Origin of the sequence: Bradyrhizobium sp. CCBAU 53415, from assembly GCF_028128735.1 — a bacterium.
Lineage (GTDB): Bacteria > Pseudomonadota > Alphaproteobacteria > Rhizobiales > Xanthobacteraceae > Bradyrhizobium.
Genome location: NZ_LBJF01000024.1, coordinates 485,302 through 505,952 on the forward strand (window position 1 = coordinate 485,302; position 20,651 = coordinate 505,952).

The 20,651-nt window shown below is 65.7% G+C and carries 22 protein-coding genes; 10 read left to right on the top strand and 12 right to left on the bottom strand.

Annotated features, from left to right (window positions below; genetic code table 11):
- Positions 1-3: 3 nt before the first annotated feature.
- The 4 genes from XH87_RS20515 to XH87_RS20530 all read right to left on the bottom strand — a co-directional run bounded on the left by XH87_RS20515 (position 4) and on the right by XH87_RS20530 (position 4,348).
- Positions 4-423: a DUF1850 domain-containing protein gene (locus XH87_RS20515; RefSeq protein WP_271588643.1), complete on the bottom strand. Its 420-nt coding sequence runs from the start codon at positions 421-423 to the stop codon at positions 4-6.
- Positions 384-2,495 carry a TRAP transporter permease gene (locus tag XH87_RS20520; protein WP_271588644.1) on the bottom strand — a complete coding sequence of 704 codons (2,112 nt, stop codon included), beginning with the start codon at positions 2,493-2,495 and terminating at the stop codon, positions 384-386. The genes XH87_RS20515 and XH87_RS20520 overlap by 40 nt, the downstream gene beginning before the upstream one ends.
- A 157-nt stretch (positions 2,496-2,652) precedes the next feature.
- Positions 2,653-3,600 (bottom strand): TAXI family TRAP transporter solute-binding subunit, encoded by a 948-nt coding sequence (locus XH87_RS20525; RefSeq protein ID WP_158671817.1) that lies wholly within the window; start codon positions 3,598-3,600, stop codon positions 2,653-2,655.
- Positions 3,601-3,868: 268 nt separating this feature from the next.
- Entirely contained in the window at positions 3,869-4,348 is a 480-nt protein-coding gene (locus XH87_RS20530) for a hypothetical protein (protein ID WP_035706629.1), read from the bottom strand.
- 192 nt (positions 4,349-4,540) lie between these two features.
- On the opposite strand from XH87_RS20530, the gene XH87_RS20535 reads away from it, so the two are divergent.
- A complete protein-coding gene (locus XH87_RS20535) occupies positions 4,541-4,846 on the top strand; it encodes a hypothetical protein (RefSeq protein WP_035706610.1) in 306 nt (101 codons plus the stop codon).
- Positions 4,847-5,036: 190 nt separating this feature from the next.
- Here the strand turns inward: XH87_RS20535 and XH87_RS20540 are convergent, their stop codons facing one another.
- Both XH87_RS20540 and XH87_RS20545 read right to left on the bottom strand, forming a co-directional pair.
- Positions 5,037-6,248 carry a hypothetical protein gene (locus XH87_RS20540; RefSeq protein WP_271588645.1) on the bottom strand — a complete coding sequence of 404 codons (1,212 nt, stop codon included), beginning with the start codon at positions 6,246-6,248 and terminating at the stop codon, positions 5,037-5,039.
- A 71-nt stretch (positions 6,249-6,319) separates the two neighbouring features.
- Positions 6,320-6,943, bottom strand: coding sequence for an NUDIX hydrolase (locus XH87_RS20545; RefSeq protein ID WP_035706605.1), 624 nt, complete (start codon positions 6,941-6,943; stop codon positions 6,320-6,322).
- Between the two features lie 71 nt (positions 6,944-7,014).
- On the opposite strand from XH87_RS20545, the gene XH87_RS20550 reads away from it, so the two are divergent.
- From XH87_RS20550 to XH87_RS20565, 4 genes are all read left to right on the top strand, one after another.
- Positions 7,015-7,440: a PaaI family thioesterase gene (locus XH87_RS20550; RefSeq protein WP_271588646.1), complete on the top strand. Its 426-nt coding sequence runs from the start codon at positions 7,015-7,017 to the stop codon at positions 7,438-7,440.
- Positions 7,441-7,592: 152 nt separating this feature from the next.
- The gene (locus XH87_RS20555) at positions 7,593-8,603 is read left to right on the top strand and encodes an aldo/keto reductase (RefSeq protein WP_271588647.1); all 1,011 of its coding nucleotides are present in this window, start codon (positions 7,593-7,595) and stop codon (positions 8,601-8,603) included.
- A gap of 15 nt (positions 8,604-8,618) precedes the next feature.
- The gene (locus tag XH87_RS20560) at positions 8,619-9,932 is read left to right on the top strand and encodes a tetratricopeptide repeat protein (RefSeq protein WP_271588648.1); all 1,314 of its coding nucleotides are present in this window, start codon (positions 8,619-8,621) and stop codon (positions 9,930-9,932) included.
- Positions 9,933-10,132: 200 nt separating this feature from the next.
- Positions 10,133-10,708, top strand: a complete 576-nt coding sequence (locus XH87_RS20565; RefSeq protein WP_158668828.1) for a hypothetical protein — start codon at positions 10,133-10,135, stop codon at positions 10,706-10,708.
- A gap of 9 nt (positions 10,709-10,717) precedes the next feature.
- Here the strand turns inward: XH87_RS20565 and XH87_RS20570 are convergent, their stop codons facing one another.
- Both XH87_RS20570 and XH87_RS20575 read right to left on the bottom strand, forming a co-directional pair.
- Positions 10,718-12,295, bottom strand: coding sequence for an oleate hydratase (locus XH87_RS20570; protein WP_271588707.1), 1,578 nt, complete (start codon positions 12,293-12,295; stop codon positions 10,718-10,720).
- 76 nt (positions 12,296-12,371) lie between these two features.
- Positions 12,372-14,198, bottom strand: a complete 1,827-nt coding sequence (locus tag XH87_RS20575; protein ID WP_271588649.1) for an AMP-dependent synthetase/ligase — start codon at positions 14,196-14,198, stop codon at positions 12,372-12,374.
- Between the two features lie 110 nt (positions 14,199-14,308).
- On the opposite strand from XH87_RS20575, the gene XH87_RS20580 reads away from it, so the two are divergent.
- The 3 genes from XH87_RS20580 to XH87_RS20590 all read left to right on the top strand — a co-directional run bounded on the left by XH87_RS20580 (position 14,309) and on the right by XH87_RS20590 (position 16,036).
- Positions 14,309-14,656 carry a DUF3088 domain-containing protein gene (locus XH87_RS20580; RefSeq protein ID WP_271588650.1) on the top strand — a complete coding sequence of 116 codons (348 nt, stop codon included), beginning with the start codon at positions 14,309-14,311 and terminating at the stop codon, positions 14,654-14,656.
- Positions 14,657-14,981: 325 nt separating this feature from the next.
- The gene (locus tag XH87_RS20585) at positions 14,982-15,551 is read left to right on the top strand and encodes a cysteine hydrolase family protein (RefSeq protein ID WP_271588651.1); all 570 of its coding nucleotides are present in this window, start codon (positions 14,982-14,984) and stop codon (positions 15,549-15,551) included.
- Positions 15,552-15,715: 164 nt separating this feature from the next.
- Positions 15,716-16,036, top strand: a complete 321-nt coding sequence (locus XH87_RS20590; protein ID WP_199762963.1) for a hypothetical protein — start codon at positions 15,716-15,718, stop codon at positions 16,034-16,036.
- A gap of 41 nt (positions 16,037-16,077) precedes the next feature.
- On the opposite strand, the gene XH87_RS20595 is transcribed toward XH87_RS20590, so the two are convergent.
- The 4 genes from XH87_RS20595 to XH87_RS20610 form a co-directional block, all read right to left on the bottom strand.
- Positions 16,078-17,349: a flavin monoamine oxidase family protein gene (locus tag XH87_RS20595; RefSeq protein WP_271588652.1), complete on the bottom strand. Its 1,272-nt coding sequence runs from the start codon at positions 17,347-17,349 to the stop codon at positions 16,078-16,080.
- A gap of 9 nt (positions 17,350-17,358) precedes the next feature.
- On the bottom strand, positions 17,359-18,066 hold the full coding sequence (locus tag XH87_RS20600) for a RibD family protein (protein ID WP_271588653.1): 708 nt from the start codon (positions 18,064-18,066) through the stop codon (positions 17,359-17,361).
- A 19-nt stretch (positions 18,067-18,085) separates the two neighbouring features.
- Positions 18,086-18,745, bottom strand: coding sequence for an FABP family protein (locus tag XH87_RS20605; protein ID WP_158668834.1), 660 nt, complete (start codon positions 18,743-18,745; stop codon positions 18,086-18,088).
- Positions 18,746-18,905: 160 nt separating this feature from the next.
- On the bottom strand, positions 18,906-19,154 hold the full coding sequence (locus tag XH87_RS20610) for a hypothetical protein (RefSeq protein WP_271588654.1): 249 nt from the start codon (positions 19,152-19,154) through the stop codon (positions 18,906-18,908).
- Positions 19,155-19,449: 295 nt separating this feature from the next.
- Here XH87_RS20610 and XH87_RS20615 point away from each other — a divergent pair, with 295 nt between their 5' ends.
- Both XH87_RS20615 and XH87_RS20620 read left to right on the top strand, forming a co-directional pair.
- On the top strand, positions 19,450-19,995 hold the full coding sequence (locus tag XH87_RS20615) for a sigma-70 family RNA polymerase sigma factor (RefSeq protein WP_035706568.1): 546 nt from the start codon (positions 19,450-19,452) through the stop codon (positions 19,993-19,995).
- On the top strand, positions 19,992-20,633 hold the full coding sequence (locus tag XH87_RS20620; protein WP_271588655.1) for a ChrR family anti-sigma-E factor: 642 nt from the start codon (positions 19,992-19,994) through the stop codon (positions 20,631-20,633). Before XH87_RS20615 ends, XH87_RS20620 begins: the two co-directional genes overlap by 4 nt.
- Positions 20,634-20,651 lie beyond the last annotated feature (18 nt).

The following is a 20,651-nucleotide window of genomic DNA, read 5'->3' on the forward strand; positions in this document are numbered from 1 at the left end:
CCCTTATTTCTCTTGTTGTTCGCAGATGCTCATTTTGGTGACGTTAGCACCGATCGGATGGCCAACAATCTCCGACAATGTCCGGCACGTTCCGTCATGGCACAACCGCCATTCCCCCGCCGCGCCCGAATTGCCGAGCACGACCTCCTGCATCGGTGGACGCTGCGGCCGCCATTGAAACCAGCCGTCGACCAGCCGCGCCTCGGGCGGCGGCTCCATACCCGGGCCGGTGCCCTTGACGCGGGCCCGCACCAGTTCGAGGCCGGCGGGCGTGACGCGCCAGTCTTCCTGCCAGTCGACCTTCGCGATCGAATGCGTCCACACCAGCGTGAAGGCGGTGAGCGCCAGCACCTTCACGCCACCTGCTGTTGCGAAGCAGAGACTCACGCCGCCTCGACCGTCGCCGGCGGGCGCTGCCGCCACTGCCACAGCACGAGGGCGGCGGCGAGCACGAAGCCCGCGGTGTCGCTGAACGGAAAGTCGCCGAGCAGGCAGAACGCCGCGCCGAGCCCGACCAGACGTTCGAGGAGCGTCAGCCGCGTGAACAGGAAGCCGATCGCGACCATGCCGAACAGGGCGATCGCCACCAGCGCCTTGGTGGCGGCCAGCGCCACCGCGCCGTAGAAGCCGAGCCTGGCCGCCATGGGATCGCCGGCCTGGAGCATCAGAGCCGGCGAATAGACGAAGATGAAGGGGATGACGTAGCCCGCCAGCGCGATGCGCATCGCCTCCCAGCCGATCTTGTCAGGGTTCTCCTTGGCGATCGGTGCCGCCGCAAGCGCGGCCAGCGCCACGGGCGGCGAAAGGTCGGCCATGATGCCGTAGTAGAACGCGAACATATGGCTCGCAATCAAGGGCACCCCCAGCTTGGCGAGCGCAGGCGCGGCGAGGGCAGCGGTGATGATGTAGGTCGGGATGGTCGGAATACCGGTGCCGAGCAGGATCGACAGCAGCATGGTCATGACCAGCGCCAGGAACAGGCTCTTCTCGCCGAGACCGATCACCCAGCCGCCGAAGATGGTGCCGACGCCGGTCTGCGACATCATGCCGATGATGACGCCGACGATGGCACAGGCCATGCCGACGGTGATGGCGGATTTGGCGCTCTCGGCCAGCGCATCGCGGCAGGCACGCAAGGCGGCAAAGCCGCCGCGCACGAAGGCGGTGATCACGATCAGTCCGACGACCACGCAACCGACCGGCACGATCTTGAGGCCGTCACGCGATAGCGCGGCGACGACGAGCGCGAGCCCGATCCAGAAGATGTAGCGGATGACCGTTGCCGAGACGCCCGCCGTGATGCTGGTGCCCAGAATCAGGGCCACGGTCAGCGCAAGACCCATGCTGCCGGCGTAGAGCGGCGTGAAGCCTTCGAACAGCATGTAGACAAGGGCCGCGAGCGGCAGCACCAGATACCAGCCATTCACCAGCGCCTTCCAGGCGCTCGGGGTTTCCGAAGGCTTCATGCCGGTGAGACCATGCTTGCCGGCTTCCAGATGCACCATCCAGAACGCTGAGGCGAAATAGAGGACCGCAGGAATCGCAGCCGCCTTCACGATCTCGGAATATTGCACGCCGAGCGTCTCCGCCATGATGAAGGCGACCGCGCCCATCACCGGCGGCATGATCTGCCCGCCCATCGAGGCCGTGGCCTCGACGCCGGCGGCGAAGGCGCGGCGGTAGCCGAACCTGATCATCAAGGGAATCGTGAACTGGCCGACGGTGACGACATTGGCGACGCCCGAGCCGGAGATCGTGCCCATCATGCCCGAGGCGAACACCGCGACCTTGGCAGGTCCGCCACGGGTGCGGCCGAACAGGCCGAGCGAGACGTCGGTGAACAGCTGGATCATGCCGGCGCGCTCCAGGAACGAGCCGAACAGGATGAACAGGAAGATGTAGGTCGCCGAGACGTAGATCGGCACGCCGTAGAAGCCTTCGGTGCCGAACGACAGATGCGTGACGATCTGGTCGAAATCATAGCCGCGATGGTTGAGCGGCGACGGCAGGTACTGGCCGAAGAACCAGTAGACGAGACACGCGCCGCACATCAGCGGCAGCGCCGCGCCCATGAGACGCCGTGTGCCGTCGAAAATCAGCACCGCGAGCAGCGTGCCGACCACGAGATCAAGCCGGGTCGGATCGCCGTCGCGCGCGATCAGGTCCGCGTAAAAGATCCACTGATAGAGGCCGCAGAAGAAACCGGCGGCGCCGATCGCCCAGCCGAGCGCGCGGCCGAAATTGCTCTTTGCGGTGAAGTTGGCGATCAGGCCGAAGGTGAGCAGAACGAGGAACCCGACATGGACGCCGCGCACCACCTGGCTCGGCAGGTAGTTGAAGGCGGCGACATAGAGCTGGAAGGTGGCAAAAGCGATGCCGATCCAGTAGGCGAGCGCGCCCCACCAGCCCGGGCCGAACCCTTCCGGGAAGCCGTGCTCGAAATTGTCGAACTCGACCTTGATCGGGGCCTCGGTGGCCTCTGCCTTTTCCAGCATCTCATTCGTCCTTAGCCCCGTGGGGGGCGATAATAGCACGGCACTGCCGCCGCATACGTCATGGCCGGGCTTGTCCCGGCCATCCACGGCTTACGGTGCCCCCAAGAACGTGGATGCCCGGGACAAGCCCGGGCATGACGTCGGTGGATGGGGCTGACTACTTGATCAGCCCTTTTTCCTTGTAATAGCGGATCGCGCCGGGGTGCAGCGGAACCGGGCTGCCGGCGGCCGCGGTCTCCAGCTTGATCTCCTTGCCGGCCGCGTGCGCGTTGGCGAGTTCCGGCAGCGACTCGTAGACCAGCTTGGTCATCTGATAGGCGAGATCGTCCGACACGGCGGAGCTCGTGACGAGATAGTTGATCACGGCCGCCGTCGGCACGTCCTTGTCCTGGCCGGTATAGGTGTTGGCCGGGATGATTGCGGAGACGAAGGGCGGGCCGATCTTGTCGACCGTCTCCTTCGGCACCGACACCACCGTGATCGGGCTCGAGGTCGACAGGTCCTTCAGCGAGGCTACGCCAAGCCCGGCCGATTGCAGCGTGGCGTTGAGCTGCCGATTCTTCATGAGATCGACGGATTCGGCGAACGGCAGATACTCGACCTTGCCGAGATCCTTGTAGCTCATGCCGGCGGCGCTGAGGATCGCGCGCGAATTCAGCTCGGTGCCCGACTTCGGGGCGCCGACGGACAGGCTCTTGCCCTTGAGGTCCGCAAGCGTCTTGATGCCGCTGTCGGCGGTGGCGACGATCTGGATGTAGTTTGGATAGATCGCGCCGATGGTCCTGAGCTTGTCGAGCTTGGTCTTGAAGCCCGCCTCCTCCTCGCCATTCCAGGCGGCCTTGAGCGAATCGCCCAACGTGAACGCCAGCTCGCCGCGGCCCTGCTGCAGCAGGATCAAATTCTCGACCGACGCCTTGGTGGCCTGCACCTGCGTCTTCACGTTCGGAATCTTGTCGCCGTAGATCTTCCCGATTGCGACCCCGAGCGGATAGTAGACGCCCGAGGTGCCGCCGGTCAGCACGTTGATGAAGGATTGCGCCTGCGCGCAAGGTGCCGACGCAGCCAGAGCAAGAGCCGCGGCCACGCCAAAAATCGTCCGTTTCATGGTTGTTGTACTCCCCAAACCGGCGGCGAAATTGGCCGGATGAGCGGTGCGGGTCAACCCATCCAAAAGGCAAAACAGGACTGCGGCAAACGGCCGATCCGGGTCGATTGTCGGGGAACTTGGCGGCTGCGGCGACGTGGCGCAGCGTGGACCGAGCTGCGTCAGGTGCGATGGTTGGGGCGGCCTGCTCGGTCACCTCTCCCGCTCGCGGAGAGGTCGGCGCGTCCGGGCGATGCGCAGCATCGTCCCGCGCGCCGGGTGAGAGCCCTCACTGGAACGACATGTCCAGGCACTTGGAGATGTCGGAGCCGAGGCCGGAGGAGATGATGATGCAGCCACGCACCTTCTGCGCGGTGACGTCGGCGGCCCAGACCGAATAGCCGCCGGGACCGAAGAACGAGTTGGTGTTCGGCGGCTCGGTCTCGGTGGCGTCGAAGTCGTAATGTCCGTCGGTCTCGAAGACGCGCGGTTTCTTGGTGCAGCCGCCGTCGGTCTGGACGTTGATGACTTCCTTGTTGTCGCGAGTCAGCGCCAGGGAGACCTGGCAGCGGAAATATTCCGAGGTCTTGGTGTTGAAGAGATAGGTGTAGGACTTGCAGGTCGCCGTGTTCAGCTTGCCCGGGGCGAGGCCGCGGCTGCACGAAATGCGCTGGTTGTGGCTGAGCTGGTACTCATCGGCCCGGGCGGCCGGCGCCAGCGCCGTCAGCGACACTACAGCAGCCCAGCAAAGCTTGATCACATGGCGCATCCGAATCATCCCTGCCAATCATTTGTCGAATTGCGTTCTAGACGGAAAGCGGAACATAGTCGCGAGGGGACGAAGGGAAAATCACAAGCTGCTGGGCAAGACGTGATGCGCTGCGGCGCTTTCGCAAATTGACCCGGACATATCGTTCGTGATTTGTTCAAGTTTGCACTGTCCCGACCGTGGGAGGATGGGATGACGGCATTTTCAATCAAGACATTTGCGATCGCAATGGCGCTCGGCGCCTTTGCCGCGCCCGCATCGGCGCAGACCGCGGCAACTCCGTGGGAGCTCAAATCCGACATGGGCTACGCCTATGACAAGGACGGCAAGACCTTTTCCTACAAGATGGGCACCAGCAATGCCGGCGAGCTGCTGAAGGGCGCCAAGAAGGTGCCGAAGGGCACACTGTTCTTCATCGGCCACAACGGCCAGCTCTACATGCGCAGCGGCTCGTATCTGGAGAGCGACGGCAAGTTCAAGTTCGGGCCGGATCAGTAGGGGCGCGGGCTGGCGGCCGACAGCGCCGCATCGCACCCGGTGTCATCGTCCGCCTTGTGCGCAATTGCGCACTGGGGCGGACGATTCAGTATTCCAGAGGCCGTGGTGATTGAATGGAGAGGCCGCGGCGTACTGGATGCCCCGGTCAAGCCGAGGCATGACAGCGGAGGATGGGGCGGGACGACATCGTCTAAAACGCCCCCGCCAGCTCCCTTGCGCCGGCTTTACCACTGTTCGAGTTCATGCGCTCGTCCGTCACGGCGAGCAGCTTCGCCACCGTGTTGTGGCGGATCGCGACCGGGTTGCGCTCGTAGCCGCCGCGCTGGAAGAAATTGGAGGTCGGCACCTGCTCGCGCATCGCCTGCGGCATCGTCACCATGTCGAGGCCGGTGCCGTCGCCGGTGAGGTTCATCATCTCGAGCTCGGCGGCGGTGAGCGGACGGCTGTAGCCCTTGGCGCGGGCGAACAGCACCGAGGTCAGCAGCTTGTGGGTCTGCAGCATCGGCCCGATGTCGACGTCGAGCACCATCGCATGCATGGCCCAGCCCTGCGGAGTGTTGCCGATCTTCTCGTGCTCCGACCAGGTGTCCGGCACCGACTTCGCATGCGCCACCATCTTCCTGAGCACGGCGAGCTTGTGTTCGAGCGCCCGGCGCGCCGGCCCTGAGGTCCGCGCCACCTTGTCGGAGAGCGCGCGAATGAATTCGTGGCCCTGCTCGGCCAGCAGCTCGACGCTGTTGGTGGTCAGCAGTTGGTTGTAGCCCATCGCGGTCGAGATCGCGCGCTTGCCGCCATGCTCGATGCCCGCCTGCACGTCGTAGCTGCCGGTGCCGCCGGTCTCGAACGAATAGACCCGCACCGCCTGCTCGCGCGTCAGCCCCGAGGCGAGCGCGTAGCGCGCATAGGCGCGCTTGAACTCGACCTCGCTGGTCGGGCGCTGCGGCGTGAACTGATAGAGCTCCTGCGCCGCACGCAGCAGATCGGCGACCACCGGAATGGGCTTTCGGGACGGGCGCTCCGGCGTTTCCTCCGGCTCCGGGTTCACCGGGCGCTTCGGTCCGGTATAGAGCGGCGGATGCTCCAGCACGTAATCGTCGAGCGTGACCTGCTGCCCATTACGCCGCTTGGCATTGCGCGTCTTCCGCTTCTCGTAGATCTGGCTCCAATAGGCGCCGGCCTCGGCATCGAAGGCCGCGCGCGCGGCCTGATATTCCGCGAGCTTGCGGCGATATTCGAGCACGGCCGGCGAGGCACCTTGCGCAAAAAACTGCGACAGCAGCTGGGCGTTGGCATTGCGAACGGCCGGCGGCAGCGTGTCGGCCTCGCCGCCGCGCGCAGCGGGTGAGATCAGGACAAGCGCGATTGGAACCAGCGCAAGGTTGTTTCGAATCGATCGATGCATGCTGCCCTCTTAGCAGGCATCCGGTAACCGTCACGTTAACGCGCCGTTTACCTCTTTTTTTAGCTCTTGCGTCACTTCCAGGCGAACACCGGTTGTTCCAGGTCGGTGACGCGGGTGTGCCGCCCCGCCAGCACCTCGCGGAACTGGTAGATCAGCGCCGCCGTCGGGGCGTGGATCAGGCTCATCCGGTGATGGAAGCGGATCACGCGCCGCGCGCTTTCGGGAATCGCAACGAAGTCGAAGGCGTCCTCGCGCTCGATCGTCGCCAGCGCGATATGATGGACGGAAGCGACCTCCTCCGGGTTCGGCCGGATCGCAGCGCTGCCCGCGGCCCAGACCACGACCGGCGTGATCAGATAGCCGGAACGCGTCGGATAGTCGTCGAGCGTGCCGAGCACATCCGCATTCGTGAGGCGAAGGCCGAGCTCCTCGTCGAGCTCGCGCAACGCGGCTTCGACCGGCGTCTCGCCGGCATCGCAGCGGCCGCCCGGCAGCGCCCATTGACCGCGATGGGCGCGCAGATGTGATGCGCGCAGCGTGAGCAGCAGCGCGGTGTCGTCGCCCTCGCTCGCGGTCAACGCAACCGCGACCGCGGCGCGCTTCAGCCCCGCCCGCGCATCATCCTCCGGCAGGCGCGTGAAGGCTGCGCAGGCATCCGCGATATTCCGTCGTGTGGCATCGTCGAACCGTCTCATGATGCTTGACTACACCACGTCCGGCCTCGAAGAAATGAGCTCGCAAGGCCCGCGCAGGAATGGACGACGACATGACCACCAAGGCCGCCGCAAGGCTGAAATCAGACGGCTGGAGCATCCTGGAGACCACGGGCTTCCTGCACCTGATCGGCCCCTTGTGGGAACGCAAGGTCGACGGCCATTACGAGTTCGCCCTCGCCACCGAGGACAAGCATCACAATCGTCGCGGTATGGTCCAGGGCGGCGTGATGATGACCTTTGCCGACCGCACCTGCGGCATGACCGCCCGCTACGTCTCCGGCAAGGAATACATGGCGACGGTGCAGCTCGACACTCATTTCGTGGAGGCCGGCCAGATCGGCGACATCCTGATCTCCCGTCCCCGCGTGGTGCGCTCGACGCGCAGCCTGATCTTCATGAGCACGGAGGTGACTGTGGATGGCCGCTGCATCGTGATGGCGAATGGCGTGTTCAAGATCCTGAAGGGGCCGGCGTAAGCGAAACGGTCAGGTCGCCTCCGCGTCGTTGCGAGCGCAGCGAACCAATCCAGTATCTTTCCGCCGGCGCATCTATGGACTGCTTCGCTGCGCTCGCAATGACGGGATGGGATGGCTATGCTGCCATCCAACGAGATCTCGAGGACCCGCCCATGCAATATCGTCAGCTCGGCCGCAGCGGCCTGAAAGTGTCGCCGATCTGTCTCGGCACCATGATGTTCGGCGGTCCCACGGATGAAGCCGCATCGAAGCGGATCATCGCCAAGGCACGCGATGCCGGGATCAACTTCATCGACACGGCGGATGCCTATTCGAAGGGGGCCTCCGAAGAGGTGGTCGGCCGTGCCATTGCCAGCAACCGTAGCGCCTGGGTGCTTGCGACGAAGCTCGCCAACCCCATGGGCGACGATCCCAATCGCGGCGGGCTGTCGCGGCGCTGGGTGCTGCAGGCGGCGGACGAGAGCTTGAAGCGGCTCGGCACCGACCACATCGACATCTACTATCTGCACAAGGAAGATCACGCCACACCTCTGGAAGAGACGGTGCGCGCGATGGGCGACCTGATCCGCGCGGGCAAGGTGCGCTATTTCGGCGTCTCGAACTACCGCGCCTGGCGCGTCGCCGAGATCTGCAACATCTGCGACCGGCTCGGCATCGACCGACCCGCAGTGAGCCAGCCCTACTACAACGCCATGAACCGCATGCCGGAGGTCGAGCACTTCCCGGCCTGTTCCTATTACGGCCTCGGCATCGTGCCCTATAGTCCCTTGGCGCGCGGCGTGCTCACCGGCAAGTACAAGCCCGATGCAGCCCCCGACAAGGAGACCCGCGCCGGCCGCAACGACACCCGCATGATGCAGACCGAGTGGCGGCCGGAATCGCTTCGCCTCGCGCAGGAGATCAAGGCGCACGCAGAGAGGAAGGGCATCACCGCCGGCCAGTTCGCGGTCGCCTGGGTGCTCAATTCCGCCTTCGTCTCGTCGGTGATCGCCGGCCCCCGCACCGAGGAGCAATGGGACGGCTACATCGGCGCGCTCGACTATCGCTTCACCGCGGAGGACGAGGCGCTGATCGACCGGCTGGTGACGCCGGGCCATCCCTCGACGCCGGGCTACAACGATCCCGCCTATCCGATCGAGGGCCGCCGCGCGCGGACGGCGTGAGAACGAGAAACGACGATGCCCCTCGAAGACCGCTACGGGCTGCCGCTCTCCACCACGTCGCACGAGGCGGCATCCGCCTATCGCGAGGGCATTGACCTCATGCTCGCGGGATGGACCGGCACGGCGGAGACGCTGGAGCGCGCGATTGCGGCCGACCCGGATTTCGCGCTGGCTCACATCGCCCGCGCCCGCGTGCACGCCTTCTACCAGCAGGGCGATCTCGCCCGAGGCAAGGCAGCGCTCGCGCGCGAGCTCGCCGCAAAGCGCGGCACCGAGCGCGAACGCTCGCATGTCGAGACGCTGGCGCTCGCGATCGAGGGTCGGCTGCTAGAAGCGATCGCATCGACGCTGAAGCACATCGAGAGCTGGCCGCGCGACGCCGTCGTGCTGTCGCTGCCGCTCGGCGCGTTCGGCCTGTTCGCATTCTCCGGCATGGCCGACCACGATCGCGCCCGACACGAGCTCTGCCAGCGCGTCGCGCCGCACTACGGCGAGGACTGGTGGTTCCTCACCATGTCCGGCTGGGCGATGACCGAGAATGGCGACGTCGCGCGCGGCCGCGCCGTCACCGAGCGCGGCTTCAATCTGCGCCGGGCGAACGCCCACGCCGCGCACGCGGTGCTGCATGCGATGTTCGAGGATGGATCGATCGACGCGGCCGATCGTCTCGTCGACGACTGGATCCCGACTTACGACCGCGCCGGAATCCTGCACGGCCACATCCGCTGGCATCAGGCGCTCGGCGCGCTCGAGCACGGCGATGCCGCACGGGCGCTGGCGATCTATGCCGACGTGCTTCAGCCCGACGCGACGCAGGCGCCGCCGCTCAACGTCATCACCGACGCCGCCTCGCTGCTCTGGCGCCTGTCGGCTTACGGCCATGCCGTGCCGAAGGCGCTGTGGCTCGAGGCCGACGCCGCCGCGCAAAAGCTGTTTCCGAAATCGAGCCTGTCCTTTGCCGACGTTCACATGGCGCTGTTCGCAGCCGCGACGCAAAACCGCGAGGCCCTCGCCACGCGCCTTGCAGCGATCGAGCACCGGCTCGCCGACGGCAAGCTCCCGGCCGGCCCCGTGGTGCCGGCGATCTTCCGGGCGCTCGCGGCTTTCGCCGATGAGGATTACGCTGCCTGCGTGCAAATGCTCGCGCCGGTCCTCAGCGAGGTCGTGCGGATCGGCGGCAGCCACGCGCAGCGCGAATTGATCGAGGACACCTGTATCGTCGCGCTCATGCGCAGCGGCGAGTTCCCCCGCGCCCGCGCCCTGCTGGACGCCCGCCTGCACCGCCGGCCCTCGCTGCGCGATACGCGCTGGCAGGCGGCGACAGGCTAGCTCTGCCACGAAAAAAACACCGGCCTGGCGGCAAATGCCGGCCGCGACAGGTTGGGCGCGAGTTGGACGAATCGTCGTTGGGGTGGCGGGTGGTATTCCAGTCGGGTCTTGCAGAACAAACGGGATCGCAACCAATTGATGGTTCGATGGTTGTTGGTCGGAACTTTTCTGCTCCAGCACTCCGGCATGGGAGCCTGACGATGCGCTTCTGCCGCCCAGCCCTCGCCGTCTCGATCATGGCGCTAGCAAGTCCTTGTTTTGCCGAGACTTCCAAGCCCATCCCGGTCAACAATCCACCGGCGCAGAACGCCTTTATCGACCTCCTGGCGCTGATGTCCGGCCACTGCAAGACACTCAAGGTCGCCGGGCGCACCTTCGCGTGCAAGACGGTGGCCTACGCCCATGGTGACAGGGGCCGGGTCAATTTCGCGGTCGCGGTCGACAATCCGTCCGATGACAGCCACGTCGTGTCGTTCTCCGGCGAGAACGGCAAGCGCGCCGACGACAATTCCTACGAACTGCCGATCGACCGCATGCTGCTCAATTCCAAGGACCGCCCCAAGGTCGACGGCCTACCGGTGCCGGCCGAGCAGACCTCCACCGGTGTCTGCCGCCAGACCGGCAATTTCGCCGCCAGGAAGGTGAACGACGTCACCTGCTCGGCGACCGACAATCAGGGCCGGAAATACGAGCTCCTGTTCGTCTCCGACGGCACGCCGGTCAGCGTGCGCCGCATCCGCCAGTCGGCGCCGTCGATCCAGGACCCGTTCAAATAGCTCCATCCATCACGCGAACGCCTTCTCCAGCGTCGCGAAGATGACCGCGAGCGACTTGTCGTGCCGCGTCACCGGCGGCACCGGGCGATCGATCTTCATGAGCCGATAGACCGCCATCTGCGCCGCGCGCACCGAATATTCGACGGTGAACACGACGTCTTCAGGAATTTCGACGAACTGGCTGACGAAGGCGAGATTGACGGAATTTTCGGGCACCGGCAGCGGCCGGTCGGCCAGATTGCGCGGCATGAACATGCTGGTGATGTAGGGCATGCGGCAGGGAATGCAGATCGCATCCTCGAACACGACGGGATCGAAGTTCAGGTGACCGCAGAGCTCCTTCAGGATCTCCGCGCCGCCGCAATCGGACATCGGCTTGCCGACGAAATTGCCGACGCGGTCGGGATGCAGCGCATAGCCCCAGAACACCTGCACGTTCTTCGGCTGCCCCGTGAAATGCGGCTGGTGATAGAGCACGACCGACATCAGCCAGTTGGAATCCTTGAACGTGACGAGCCCGCCGGTGCCGGCCCTGTTGCCGGAGAACGCCTCCATTTGGTCGAAGAACCGTGGATCGCGGCAGGTGACGGTGAACGACAACCAATAGGATTCGGGAATCGAATTGTTGAAGGTCGACGGGTTGCCGAATTCGGGACGCCCTTTCGCGATCGTCTCCCATAGCGACCAGCCCTGACTATCGGCCTTGGTCAGACGCGGCGGCGGCTCGGTCATCGAGCCCAGGCTGGAGGCGTCCGTCATCGAGCCGTTCTGGAAGAAGACGATATCGTCGTCCTCGAGCCGGACGTTGGCCGTGCGGCTGTCGCGGTCGAGCGTGAGCTGGCGCACGCGCAAGCGCGCGCCCTCGGCCTCGAACGCCATGTCGATGACGCGCGTGTCGCGCACGAACTGCACGCCCTGGCGCTTCAGCCAGTCGGTGAGCGGCCGCACGATCGCGTCATACTGATTGTAGACGGTGCGCTTGACGCCGCCGAGCGTCTCGATGCGCGGGAATTCGCTCATGAAGCGGTGCAGATAGCGCTTCAGCTCGACCGCGCTGTGCCAGGGCTGGAAGGCGAAGGTGGTCTGCCACATGTACCAGAAATTGGACTCGAAAAATCCGGGCGACAGCCAGTCGGTTATGCGGCTATTGCCGAGCGTCTCCTCCGAGGCCTCGGTGAGCCGCAGCAGTTCGAGCCGATCGCGCGCGGAGAAGCCCATGTGCGAGACGTCGACCTTGAAGCGGTTGCGGTCGACCAGACGCGCACGGGAATGCGCCGGGTTCTCTTCATTGAAGGCGACCGTCTCGTCGCGCACGCTGAGGCCGGGACGTTCGAGCGAGGGAATGCTCGAGAGCAGATCCCAGATGCATTCGTAATGGTCGGTAGTGAGCATGCGCCCGCCGCGCAGCGAATACGCGCCGTTCGCGAGCTGCGCGCCGTCGAGGCTGCCGCCGACCAGCGGCTGCGCTTCGTAGATCACGATGTCGCGCCCCGGCAGCTGCGCATCGCGAACCAGGAACGCCGCGCCCGCGAGCGAACCAATGCCACCGCCGATGAAATACGCCTTCATGACCTGCCTCGATTGCATTTCGAATGTGGCAGCCACATTGCATCGGGCGGCAGCGGCCGAAGTTGCGCTGGATCAAGGGCGACGCGAGGCGAAATCACGTCGACGTTATCCCGACCGGCTTCCTGGCGTAGATCTGCTCGATCTCGGCGGCGAAACGGCGCTCGAGCGCGGGACGCTTGTTCTTCAACGTCGGCGTGAGCAGGCCACTGGCAATAGTCCACGGCTCCAGCGTCCACCATACCGCGCGCGGTGTCGCGTAGGACGGATAGGCCTTCACGGCGGCCGCTATTCTGGCCAGCAGAGCGGCCCGTTCCGCCGCGGCGCCTTGCTTGCCGCTCGCCGCGAGCCTTTCCTTCTCCTGGGCCCAGGCTCTTGCATTCAGCACGACCAACGCGGCGAGGAACGGCCGCTGTTCGCCGATCACCAAGGCCTGCTCGAACAAGGGATCGGCGAGAATCGCGGTCTCCAGATCCACCGGCGCGATCTTCTCGCCGGTTGAAGTGACCAGGATGTCCTTGATGCGACCGGTGATGGTGATCCGCCCGCTCTCGATGCGGGCCTGATCGCCGGTGTGCAGCCAACCGTCGGCCTCCTTGACCCTGCGCGTCTCCTCCGGCTTGTGCCAGTAGCCGAGCATCACGCTGGGGCCGCGCACCAGCAACTCGTTGTTCTCTCCGAGCTTGACCTCGATGCCGTCGAGAACGCGGCCGACGGAGGACGGATCGTTGTCGTCGGGCGTATTGACGGAAACGACCGGCGAGGTCTCGGTCATGCCGTAACCCTGAAGAATGTCGAGCCCGAGCGCGAGAAACAGGCGGATGACCGGCTCGGCGATCGGAGCGCCGCCGGAGACCGCAACGCGCAGGCGTCCGCCGAACTGGGCCAGCACCTTGTCGGCGACGAAACGCTTTAGGAGCGGCCAGGCGAGCCGGTCGAACAGCGCCGGCGAGCCTCGCCCCTGCCGCGCGTCGAAGCGCCGGCCCCCGACGGCAAGCGCAAGATCGAGCAGCGCGCGTTCTGCGCCACCGGCCGCCGCGCGATGTTGCATGATCAGAGCGTGGATGCGCTCATAGATCCGGGGCACGGAGACCAGCACCGTCGGCCGTACCATTTTCAGGTCTTCCCCCAGCTGCGACACCGAGCGCGCATAGGCGACGCAGGCGCCCACCGCGATCGGATAATAGTAGCCGCCGGTACGCTCGAAGGTGTGCGAGAGCGGCAGGAAGGACAGGAAGACGTCGTTGGGCACGGCGGCGATGCGCCGCGCAACGGCCTTCACGTTGGCAACGACGTTGTCATGCGACAGCATCACGCCCTTGGGCCGGCCGGTCGTGCCCGAGGTGTAGACGATGGCGGCAAGATCGCCCGGCTCGACCGGGACGTCAGCCAGCGGCGCGCTTGCGCCGTGGGATTCTGCGAGCCAACGGTCGAGCGGGACGATACGGGCATCGGCGGCATTAGGCCCCGCCGCGTCCGCGCAGACGACGCGCTTGAGACGGTCGAGCGACTGGCCCGTGGCGGTGATCGCCTGCCAGCGCGACAGCGTATCCACGAACAGCAGCAGCGCACCGGAATCGGCGAGGATGTAGGCGATGCTATCGGGGTTGTCGACGGCATGCATCGGTACCGGAACGAGGCCGCGCGACAGCGCCGCCTGGTCCATCGCGACATGCGCAATGCCGTTCGGCATCAGGATGGCGACGCGCTCGCCTGGCGAAAAACCCTCCGCAGCCAGCGCCCGCCGCCAGCGATCGAATTCCGCATCGATTTCCTGCCAGGACCGACTGACCCAGCGCGCGGCCGCGCCGTCGAAATGGCGATAGGCCTCCGCCGCCGGCGTCGCCTTGACGCGCCAGCGCAGGAGCTCCGGTAGCGTCCTGATCTCGGCAAGCCCATCCGGTTGACTCGTCGGCTCCGGCATGGCGTTCTCTCGCATCCCATCGATTCCCAATCATTTGGTGGCTCGACACTAGGCCGGCCAGTTCCCGCCGCTTTGATCCTCAGCAAGGCGGCCATGCTTCGGAGCGACCCATGACGCGCGACCGCCTGCTGCTGCTGCGCCCCGGCTTCGAGGACCCGGCCTTTCCGGGGCGCCTGTTCTATTGCTGGCATTGCGCGCTGATCGAGGGCGTGCTGGCCTCGTTTCCGCAGCTGGCCGCAAAGCTCGACGTCGAGCGCGTCCCGTGGCCGCGCCCGCGGCAGCCGGTCATCGCACTGGTTGGCGAGCAGAATCAGTCGCTGCCGCTGCTGGTGCTGGCAGACGGAGCGACATCGCCGCGCCAGACCGGCAGCCATGCGGGTCGCGCCTTCATTGCCGACAAGGACGCGATCCTCGCCGCACTCTCCGAACGTCACGGCTTTCCCGATCCGCATCCGTGAGAGCATAGCTCGCGCAACGTTCGTGTCCCGGACGCGGTGCAGCGCGGAGCGCTGCTCCGCCGAGCCGGGACCCATGCCGCGAAGGGCTCCCCTTGAAAGAGGTGCCCCGGCTCTGCAGCGCACCGTCGAAGAGACGCTGCGCTGCGTCCGGGGCACGAGCGGCGCGTAGCCGGCATGAGCGGAGCGAAATGCGGGAACAGTCTTTCCGGATATCGCTCCGCGCATCCGGGCTGCAAGTCCCCGTCCCGAAACGAGGGAAGATTGGCATTGCACTTTCCTGCTCGCCTCCCATAGTCGCGCCGACAAGACTCCGGAAGCGTCTACGATGCCCCACTCCCTCCCCGCCCTCATCGTCGTCGACGTCCAGCGCGCGTTCGACGAATGGGAGGCGGCGGGCAAGCGGCGCAACAATCCGGATGCGGTGGCGCGCATCGTCGATCTGCTGAAGGCCTTCAGAACGAACCGCGCGCCGATCTTCCACATCCGCCACGAAGGCACCAGGCCGAATTCATCGTTTCTGCCATCGCGTTCCGGCTACGCGGTCAAGGACGAGGCGCGCGAGCAGGACGGCGAGGCGGTGATCGTCAAGCGCGTCAACAGCGCGTTCATCGGCACCGATCTCGAGACGCGCCTGCGCGCAGGCAACATCGCCACGCTCGTCATCTGCGGCGCCACCACGAATCATTGCGTCGAGACGACGACGCGGATGGCCGGCAATCTCGGCTTCGATGCGCGCCTGGTGCGCGATGCGACCTGGACGTTCGACCGCGTCGGGCCCGACGGCGAGGCGCATTCCGCCGAGGAGATCCACGCCATGACGCTGTCGAATCTCAATGGCGAATTCGCGCGAATCGTCATTGCGGACGAGGTCATCGCATCATTCGCGGCGAAGTGATGGCGGCGGCGCGATGGGCGCCGGCGATGCGACGATACACCTCACGACATACGATCATTTGCGCGAGATCGCACGTCGCACGCTGCGTCGTTTCGACGCCCGCACTGGCCGGAACCCAGCCGGCTCCCATGTGTTGTCGCACGACATTCAACTGGAGTGACGACATGAAGTATCTGATTGCCGCGATCGCCCTCGGTGCTGCGGCGTTTGCCGGCGGATCGGCAGCCAACGCGGCCGGCAATTCAAGCGCGAAGCCGAACACGCCAGCCGGCCATTCGACCGACATCAGCGCGCAGCACCGGCATCATCATCATGGCCAACGCCATCACCATCGCTGGCGCCATCATCACCACGGCTATTATCGTCCGCACTACCGGAGCTACGGCTACTACCCCAGGCACCACGGCTATTACGGCGGCGGACCGTACGGCTATTACGGCGGCGGTCCCGGCGTGACGTTCAGCTTCGGCGGCGGACGCTGGTAGGACAAAAGACGAGAGGCCCGCAGAGATGCGGGCCTCTTTTGTCATTCGCGCAAGATCGTCCCCGCCGTCTCCAGGCCGCTCGCGAGCGCGGCCTCGACCGTGCCCATGTCACGTCCGCGATAGAGAGCTTCCCCGGAAAATAGCACCCGGCCGTCGGCACGTGCGAGGATCGCTTGCGCCTCGCGCGTCCGCGGCGTCGCCCACGAATAGGCGCCGCGGGCGAAACGATCATGCGCCCAGTTGGTCGCGGCCGCCGCCACCAATTCGCGCGCGATGTCGTCGCGCGGCAGGCCGAAGACGGCGGCGAGCGAGTCGAGCCCGGCATCGATCAATCCTTGCGGATCGAGGCTTTCCAGCTCGGTCGTGCGCGGGCCGCCGAACCAGCCCGTGAGCACGGGATGCTGGCCAGGATAGCGCGTCCACCACACCGGGATCGCCTGGTCGGACAAGAGGAAAGTCATGTCCGCGAGATTTTCCTTGCGCGCGCGCCACCATGGCCGCGCGAAGCGCAGCAGGATCTTGATGACGTTGCCGAAGCCGATGTCGTCGGCAGCAGCAAGCCTCGCGCGCGCCGCCGCCGGCAACGCGATCTCGCGCAGCAGCGGAAGCGGCACCGTGAGGATCACGCGATCGCAGGCGTGAACATCGCCGCCGGCGCAGCGAACGGTCACCGCGCCGCCCTCCTCCGCAATGGCCGACACGACGCTGCCGAGGCGGATGGTGGCGCCGTGCCTGCGGCAGTCGGCGGCCAGCACGTCGATCATCGCGCCGTATCCGCCATCGATGCGCGCCTGCGGGGCGTGCCCGCCATCCATCCATTCCGCGCGCAACGCCAGCGTGGACGCGCGCTCAGGATCGGCCGCGTCATACCCCTCGACCATTCGCTCGATCGAACGGCGCATCGGCGCATAGTCACTCCCGGCAAAATGCCGGCGCAGGAAGTCGGCGACGGTGAGGTCATTCTTCAAGTCGCGCAGGATGGCTTGAAGCTCCGCTTCATGGGGATCGTGGCGCTCCTCACGCGCGAGCTTCGTCCCGTCGAAGCTCCACTGCTCGCCTTCGATCTCCTGAAGCGACAGCCCGGCCTCGCGCAGCAGGCCGCGCGTGACCGGCGCCTCGCCATGAACGAATTCGGCGCCGCCATCGGCGGGATAGCCGAACTCCGAGGCCGGCAGCGGATGAATGCGGCCGCCACAGCGCTCGCGCGCCTCCAGGATCGTCACCTTCCGGCCGGCACGCGCCAGCTCGCGCGCCGCCATCAGGCCGGCCGCGCCGGCGCCGACAATGACGATGTGCTCGGAGGTGTCGGACATGGCCGCGCTTTACCGGCTCGCGGCTTGCGGATCGTTCTTGATCAGGTATCGCAGCAGCAGGACGCCGCCGCCGAGCTCGCGCGTGCTCTCCAGCGTCATCGCGGTGATCGACGCGCGCCGCTCGCTGTCCGCCTCTGTCGAGTCGAACACGAAGGGTGCGCCTTTTGCGCCGTCGACTGCGGGGCTGAGGATCAGGTTGAATTCGTCGATGAGACCGGCGCGCAGGAACGCGCCGTTGGCGATGCCGCCGCCCTCCACCAGCAGACGCTTTACACCCAGCTCGCGGGCGAGAATGTCCAGCGCCAGCGCGAGGTCGATCTCGGATTTGCCGGCAAAGATGTAGGACACGCCTTCGCCGCGCAGGCCGGCGAGATGCGAATCAGGTACGCGCTCGGTCAGCACGACGACGATGGGGTCGCCGCCGATGTCCGCGCGCCCCCAGCCAATCTTGCCCTGTGCATCGAGCACGACGCCAAAGGTTTTCGCATCGCGCCGCGCAAACCAGTTTTCGCGCGGGAACGTTGCGTCCGTTGCGGGATAGGGCTTGCCCTTGGCGAACTCCGAACCGGTGACGCGGCCGATCACCCAGGCATCGCCGCCGAGCTCGTCATGGATCTTCTCGAACCAATCCGTCCCTGCGCCCTTCGGGCGCCAGCGGCTGGGATGCGTGCGACCGTCGAGGCTGGAGTGCATCAGACAGATGACATACGGTTTCATGCAATCCTCCGGGTAGCACTCAGGCCGCGGATCCGCGCCCGGCGCGACCGTTGACGATCACCGCCAACGGATTGAGCCTTGGCGGCGCAACCAGCTGGAGCGTGTTGGTATCGCGATGATTGAACGGCGCGCCGCGCACGAATAACGCGGTCTGGATCAGATAGGTCCAGCTGCCGTCGTCGTTGAAGGTGATGTCGCAGCGGTAAGCATCGGTGCGGAAGGCTCGTTCCAGGAAATCAGTCGAGCAGATCCCGTAAGCAGTGTCGCCGCGCTTCGCGGTGACCGTGATCGTCCTGTCATCCGGCCCGCCCTTGCCCGAGGCCAGCAGCACCTGTCCGCGGGGGATCGCCAGCGTCTGCATGATCAGCCCGGTCGCGGGCTCCCACAGCCAGTAACCGACCTGGTCGTGGAACGTGATGTCTTCCTCGGGCGTGTTGATATGGATGTGGTAGCGCAGCCCGTACAGCAGCTGCGGCCCATTGGCCTGCGGGTCGATCGGGTCCATGCGGATGCGCTCGATGAAGGTCCGCCGCTCGGGCCCTTCCGCCTTCGGATTGATGTCGATGCCCTTGTCCGCCTGCCACGTGCCGGCGAGGGCGCGGAGCGGGCCGAGATTGGCGAGGCCGTCGGACGAGACGTCCTCGGGCTCGGTGAAGATGTCGGCGGGAATCGGGAGCATGGAGGCCTCGCGGGGTTGCCGAGACCAGCAATATCACAGGCAGCGTGGCGGGAATTCAACTCATGCCCCGACAAGCGCTGGAGGCATTCGAGCCATGCGACGATGCTCGTTGCGCACCCCGCCGTGCGGCGTGGCACGGCCGCCGGCCCGGAGACCGCTCTCAAGCCGCTTCCGACGTTGATCTCGCCCGCTGCTCGAGCACGCCGATCGTCGACACCAGGTTGTCGCGTCGCGCGCGAAGGTTGAGCGCGAGCAGCGGATATGTCGGCTGCTGCACGTCGAACACCCCGGCCCGCGTCTCCTCCTCGAGGATGTCGGTGTTTAGGAGTCGAACGCGCCACCACAAATCGGCGATCAACGCATCGAGCCGGAGTTCACCGGCAGCACCAGAACGGGACACTTTCTGCATCGCTTGCCTCAACCTGATACGGCCTCTTCGCCGAGACCTTGGCTTGGGTCCTGACTGAGCAAGCGGAGTGCCAGGAATGGCCGGGTGCAGGCATGCCGGTTGGAACCAACAATTGGGCACTGCACAGTGATCCGGGGCCTGTTCCCGCTCGTTCTCAGCCTCGGAGATCGCTTGTCGAGGCGCTATGATCGCTGCTATCCGGGCTATAGATGTGCCAATCCGGGCTGAAGCTCGCGTGCCCCGGCGGGGTGAGGCGCGGCTGTCGATTGGTGCGAGCAAAGGGCCGAAGGCAAAGGTGGACTGGGCTGATTTGATCGGACGCGTCGCCTCTCACGGTGACCGGGCCGCTTTCAAGCGGCTATTCGAGCATTTCGCGCCTCGCATCAAGGGACTGATGCAGAAAGCCGGGTGCAGCTCCGACGAGGCGGAGGAGATCGCCCAAAATGCGATGATCGCCGTGTGGCGGAAGGCGAGCCTTTTCGATCCTGCGACGGCGGGCGCGGCGGCCTGGATATTCACGATCGCGCGCAACCTGCGGATCGATTTATTCCGTCGCAGAGCGCGGGCAAACCGTCTGCATACCGATTCCGAGCTGCCAGATGCACCGGACCCAGCCGAATCGGCAGATGCCATCATTTCGCGGGTGCAGGATGCCGCACGGATCGAGTCGGCCATCGAGCAACTCTCGACAGAGCAATCCATGGTGGTGAGGCTGTCGTTCATCGAGGAGAGGGCGCATCCTGAAATCGCGAGCCTGCTCGGTATTCCGCTCGGAACGGTCAAGTCGCGGATCAGGCTGGCGATGAACCGGTTGAGAGACATATTGGACGAAGAAGCATGACGATCAGCCACCACCCCCCTGAAGATCTTCTGGCCGATTTCGCGGCCGGCAAGCTGGAAGAGGCCCATCAGCTGGTCGTAGGAGTTCATGTGGCAGGATGCGCCCGGTGCGCCCGTTTTGTGCGGGCCATCGAGCAGCTTGCGGGAGCAGCGCTGGAGGATGTCGAGCCGGTGCCGATCGCACCAGATGCGTTCGACCGCGTCATGTCGCGAATTGACAGCTCTCCGGAAGGCCAAGCGGCGCCGCCCCTCACGTCCGACGCCAATCATGATCTTCCGCCGGCACTGCAAAAGTATCGCATCGGCAAGCGCCGGCGCATCGCGCCGGGTCTGAGCATGCGGCCGATTGAGCTTTCCGGTTCGGGCAAGGCGCGCGCTTTTCTGCTTCGGTCCGCGCCAGGCTCGCGCATGCTTGAACACACGCACACCGGCACCGAACTGACCCTCGTCCTCGAGGGCAGCTTCAGCCACGAGGGCGGACGCTTTGGCCCTGGTGATTTCGATTACGGTGATGACGAGATCGAGCATCGTCCCATCGTCGGGGACGAAGGCCCATGCGTCTGCCTGGTCGCAATGACCGGCGATCTGCGCATGAACGGTTTTCTCGGCCGACTGATCGGGCCGTTCGTGCGACTTTGATTTTCTCAAATCCTTCTC

Excerpts from the sequence above, each read along its gene's own strand:
- XH87_RS20520 (WP_271588644.1), bottom strand. The coding sequence starts at position 2,495 with ATGCTGGAAAAGGCAGAGGCCACCGAGGCCCCGATCAAGGTCGAGTTC.
- XH87_RS20525 (WP_158671817.1), bottom strand. The coding sequence starts at position 3,600 with ATGAAACGGACGATTTTTGGCGTGGCCGCGGCTCTTGCTCTGGCTGCG.
- XH87_RS20530 (WP_035706629.1), bottom strand. The coding sequence starts at position 4,348 with ATGCGCCATGTGATCAAGCTTTGCTGGGCTGCTGTAGTGTCGCTGACG.
- XH87_RS20535 (WP_035706610.1), top strand. The coding sequence starts at position 4,541 with ATGACGGCATTTTCAATCAAGACATTTGCGATCGCAATGGCGCTCGGC.
- XH87_RS20540 (WP_271588645.1), bottom strand. The coding sequence starts at position 6,248 with ATGCATCGATCGATTCGAAACAACCTTGCGCTGGTTCCAATCGCGCTT.
- XH87_RS20545 (WP_035706605.1), bottom strand. The coding sequence starts at position 6,943 with ATGAGACGGTTCGACGATGCCACACGACGGAATATCGCGGATGCCTGC.
- XH87_RS20550 (WP_271588646.1), top strand. The coding sequence starts at position 7,015 with ATGACCACCAAGGCCGCCGCAAGGCTGAAATCAGACGGCTGGAGCATC.
- XH87_RS20555 (WP_271588647.1), top strand. The coding sequence starts at position 7,593 with ATGCAATATCGTCAGCTCGGCCGCAGCGGCCTGAAAGTGTCGCCGATC.
- XH87_RS20560 (WP_271588648.1), top strand. The coding sequence starts at position 8,619 with ATGCCCCTCGAAGACCGCTACGGGCTGCCGCTCTCCACCACGTCGCAC.
- XH87_RS20565 (WP_158668828.1), top strand. The coding sequence starts at position 10,133 with ATGCGCTTCTGCCGCCCAGCCCTCGCCGTCTCGATCATGGCGCTAGCA.
- XH87_RS20570 (WP_271588707.1), bottom strand. The coding sequence starts at position 12,295 with ATGCAATCGAGGCAGGTCATGAAGGCGTATTTCATCGGCGGTGGCATT.
- XH87_RS20575 (WP_271588649.1), bottom strand. The coding sequence starts at position 14,198 with ATGCCGGAGCCGACGAGTCAACCGGATGGGCTTGCCGAGATCAGGACG.
- XH87_RS20580 (WP_271588650.1), top strand. The coding sequence starts at position 14,309 with ATGACGCGCGACCGCCTGCTGCTGCTGCGCCCCGGCTTCGAGGACCCG.
- XH87_RS20585 (WP_271588651.1), top strand. The coding sequence starts at position 14,982 with ATGCCCCACTCCCTCCCCGCCCTCATCGTCGTCGACGTCCAGCGCGCG.
- XH87_RS20590 (WP_199762963.1), top strand. The coding sequence starts at position 15,716 with ATGAAGTATCTGATTGCCGCGATCGCCCTCGGTGCTGCGGCGTTTGCC.
- XH87_RS20595 (WP_271588652.1), bottom strand. The coding sequence starts at position 17,349 with ATGTCCGACACCTCCGAGCACATCGTCATTGTCGGCGCCGGCGCGGCC.
- XH87_RS20600 (WP_271588653.1), bottom strand. The coding sequence starts at position 18,066 with ATGAAACCGTATGTCATCTGTCTGATGCACTCCAGCCTCGACGGTCGC.
- XH87_RS20605 (WP_158668834.1), bottom strand. The coding sequence starts at position 18,745 with ATGCTCCCGATTCCCGCCGACATCTTCACCGAGCCCGAGGACGTCTCG.
- XH87_RS20610 (WP_271588654.1), bottom strand. The coding sequence starts at position 19,154 with ATGCAGAAAGTGTCCCGTTCTGGTGCTGCCGGTGAACTCCGGCTCGAT.
- XH87_RS20620 (WP_271588655.1), top strand. The coding sequence starts at position 19,992 with ATGACGATCAGCCACCACCCCCCTGAAGATCTTCTGGCCGATTTCGCG.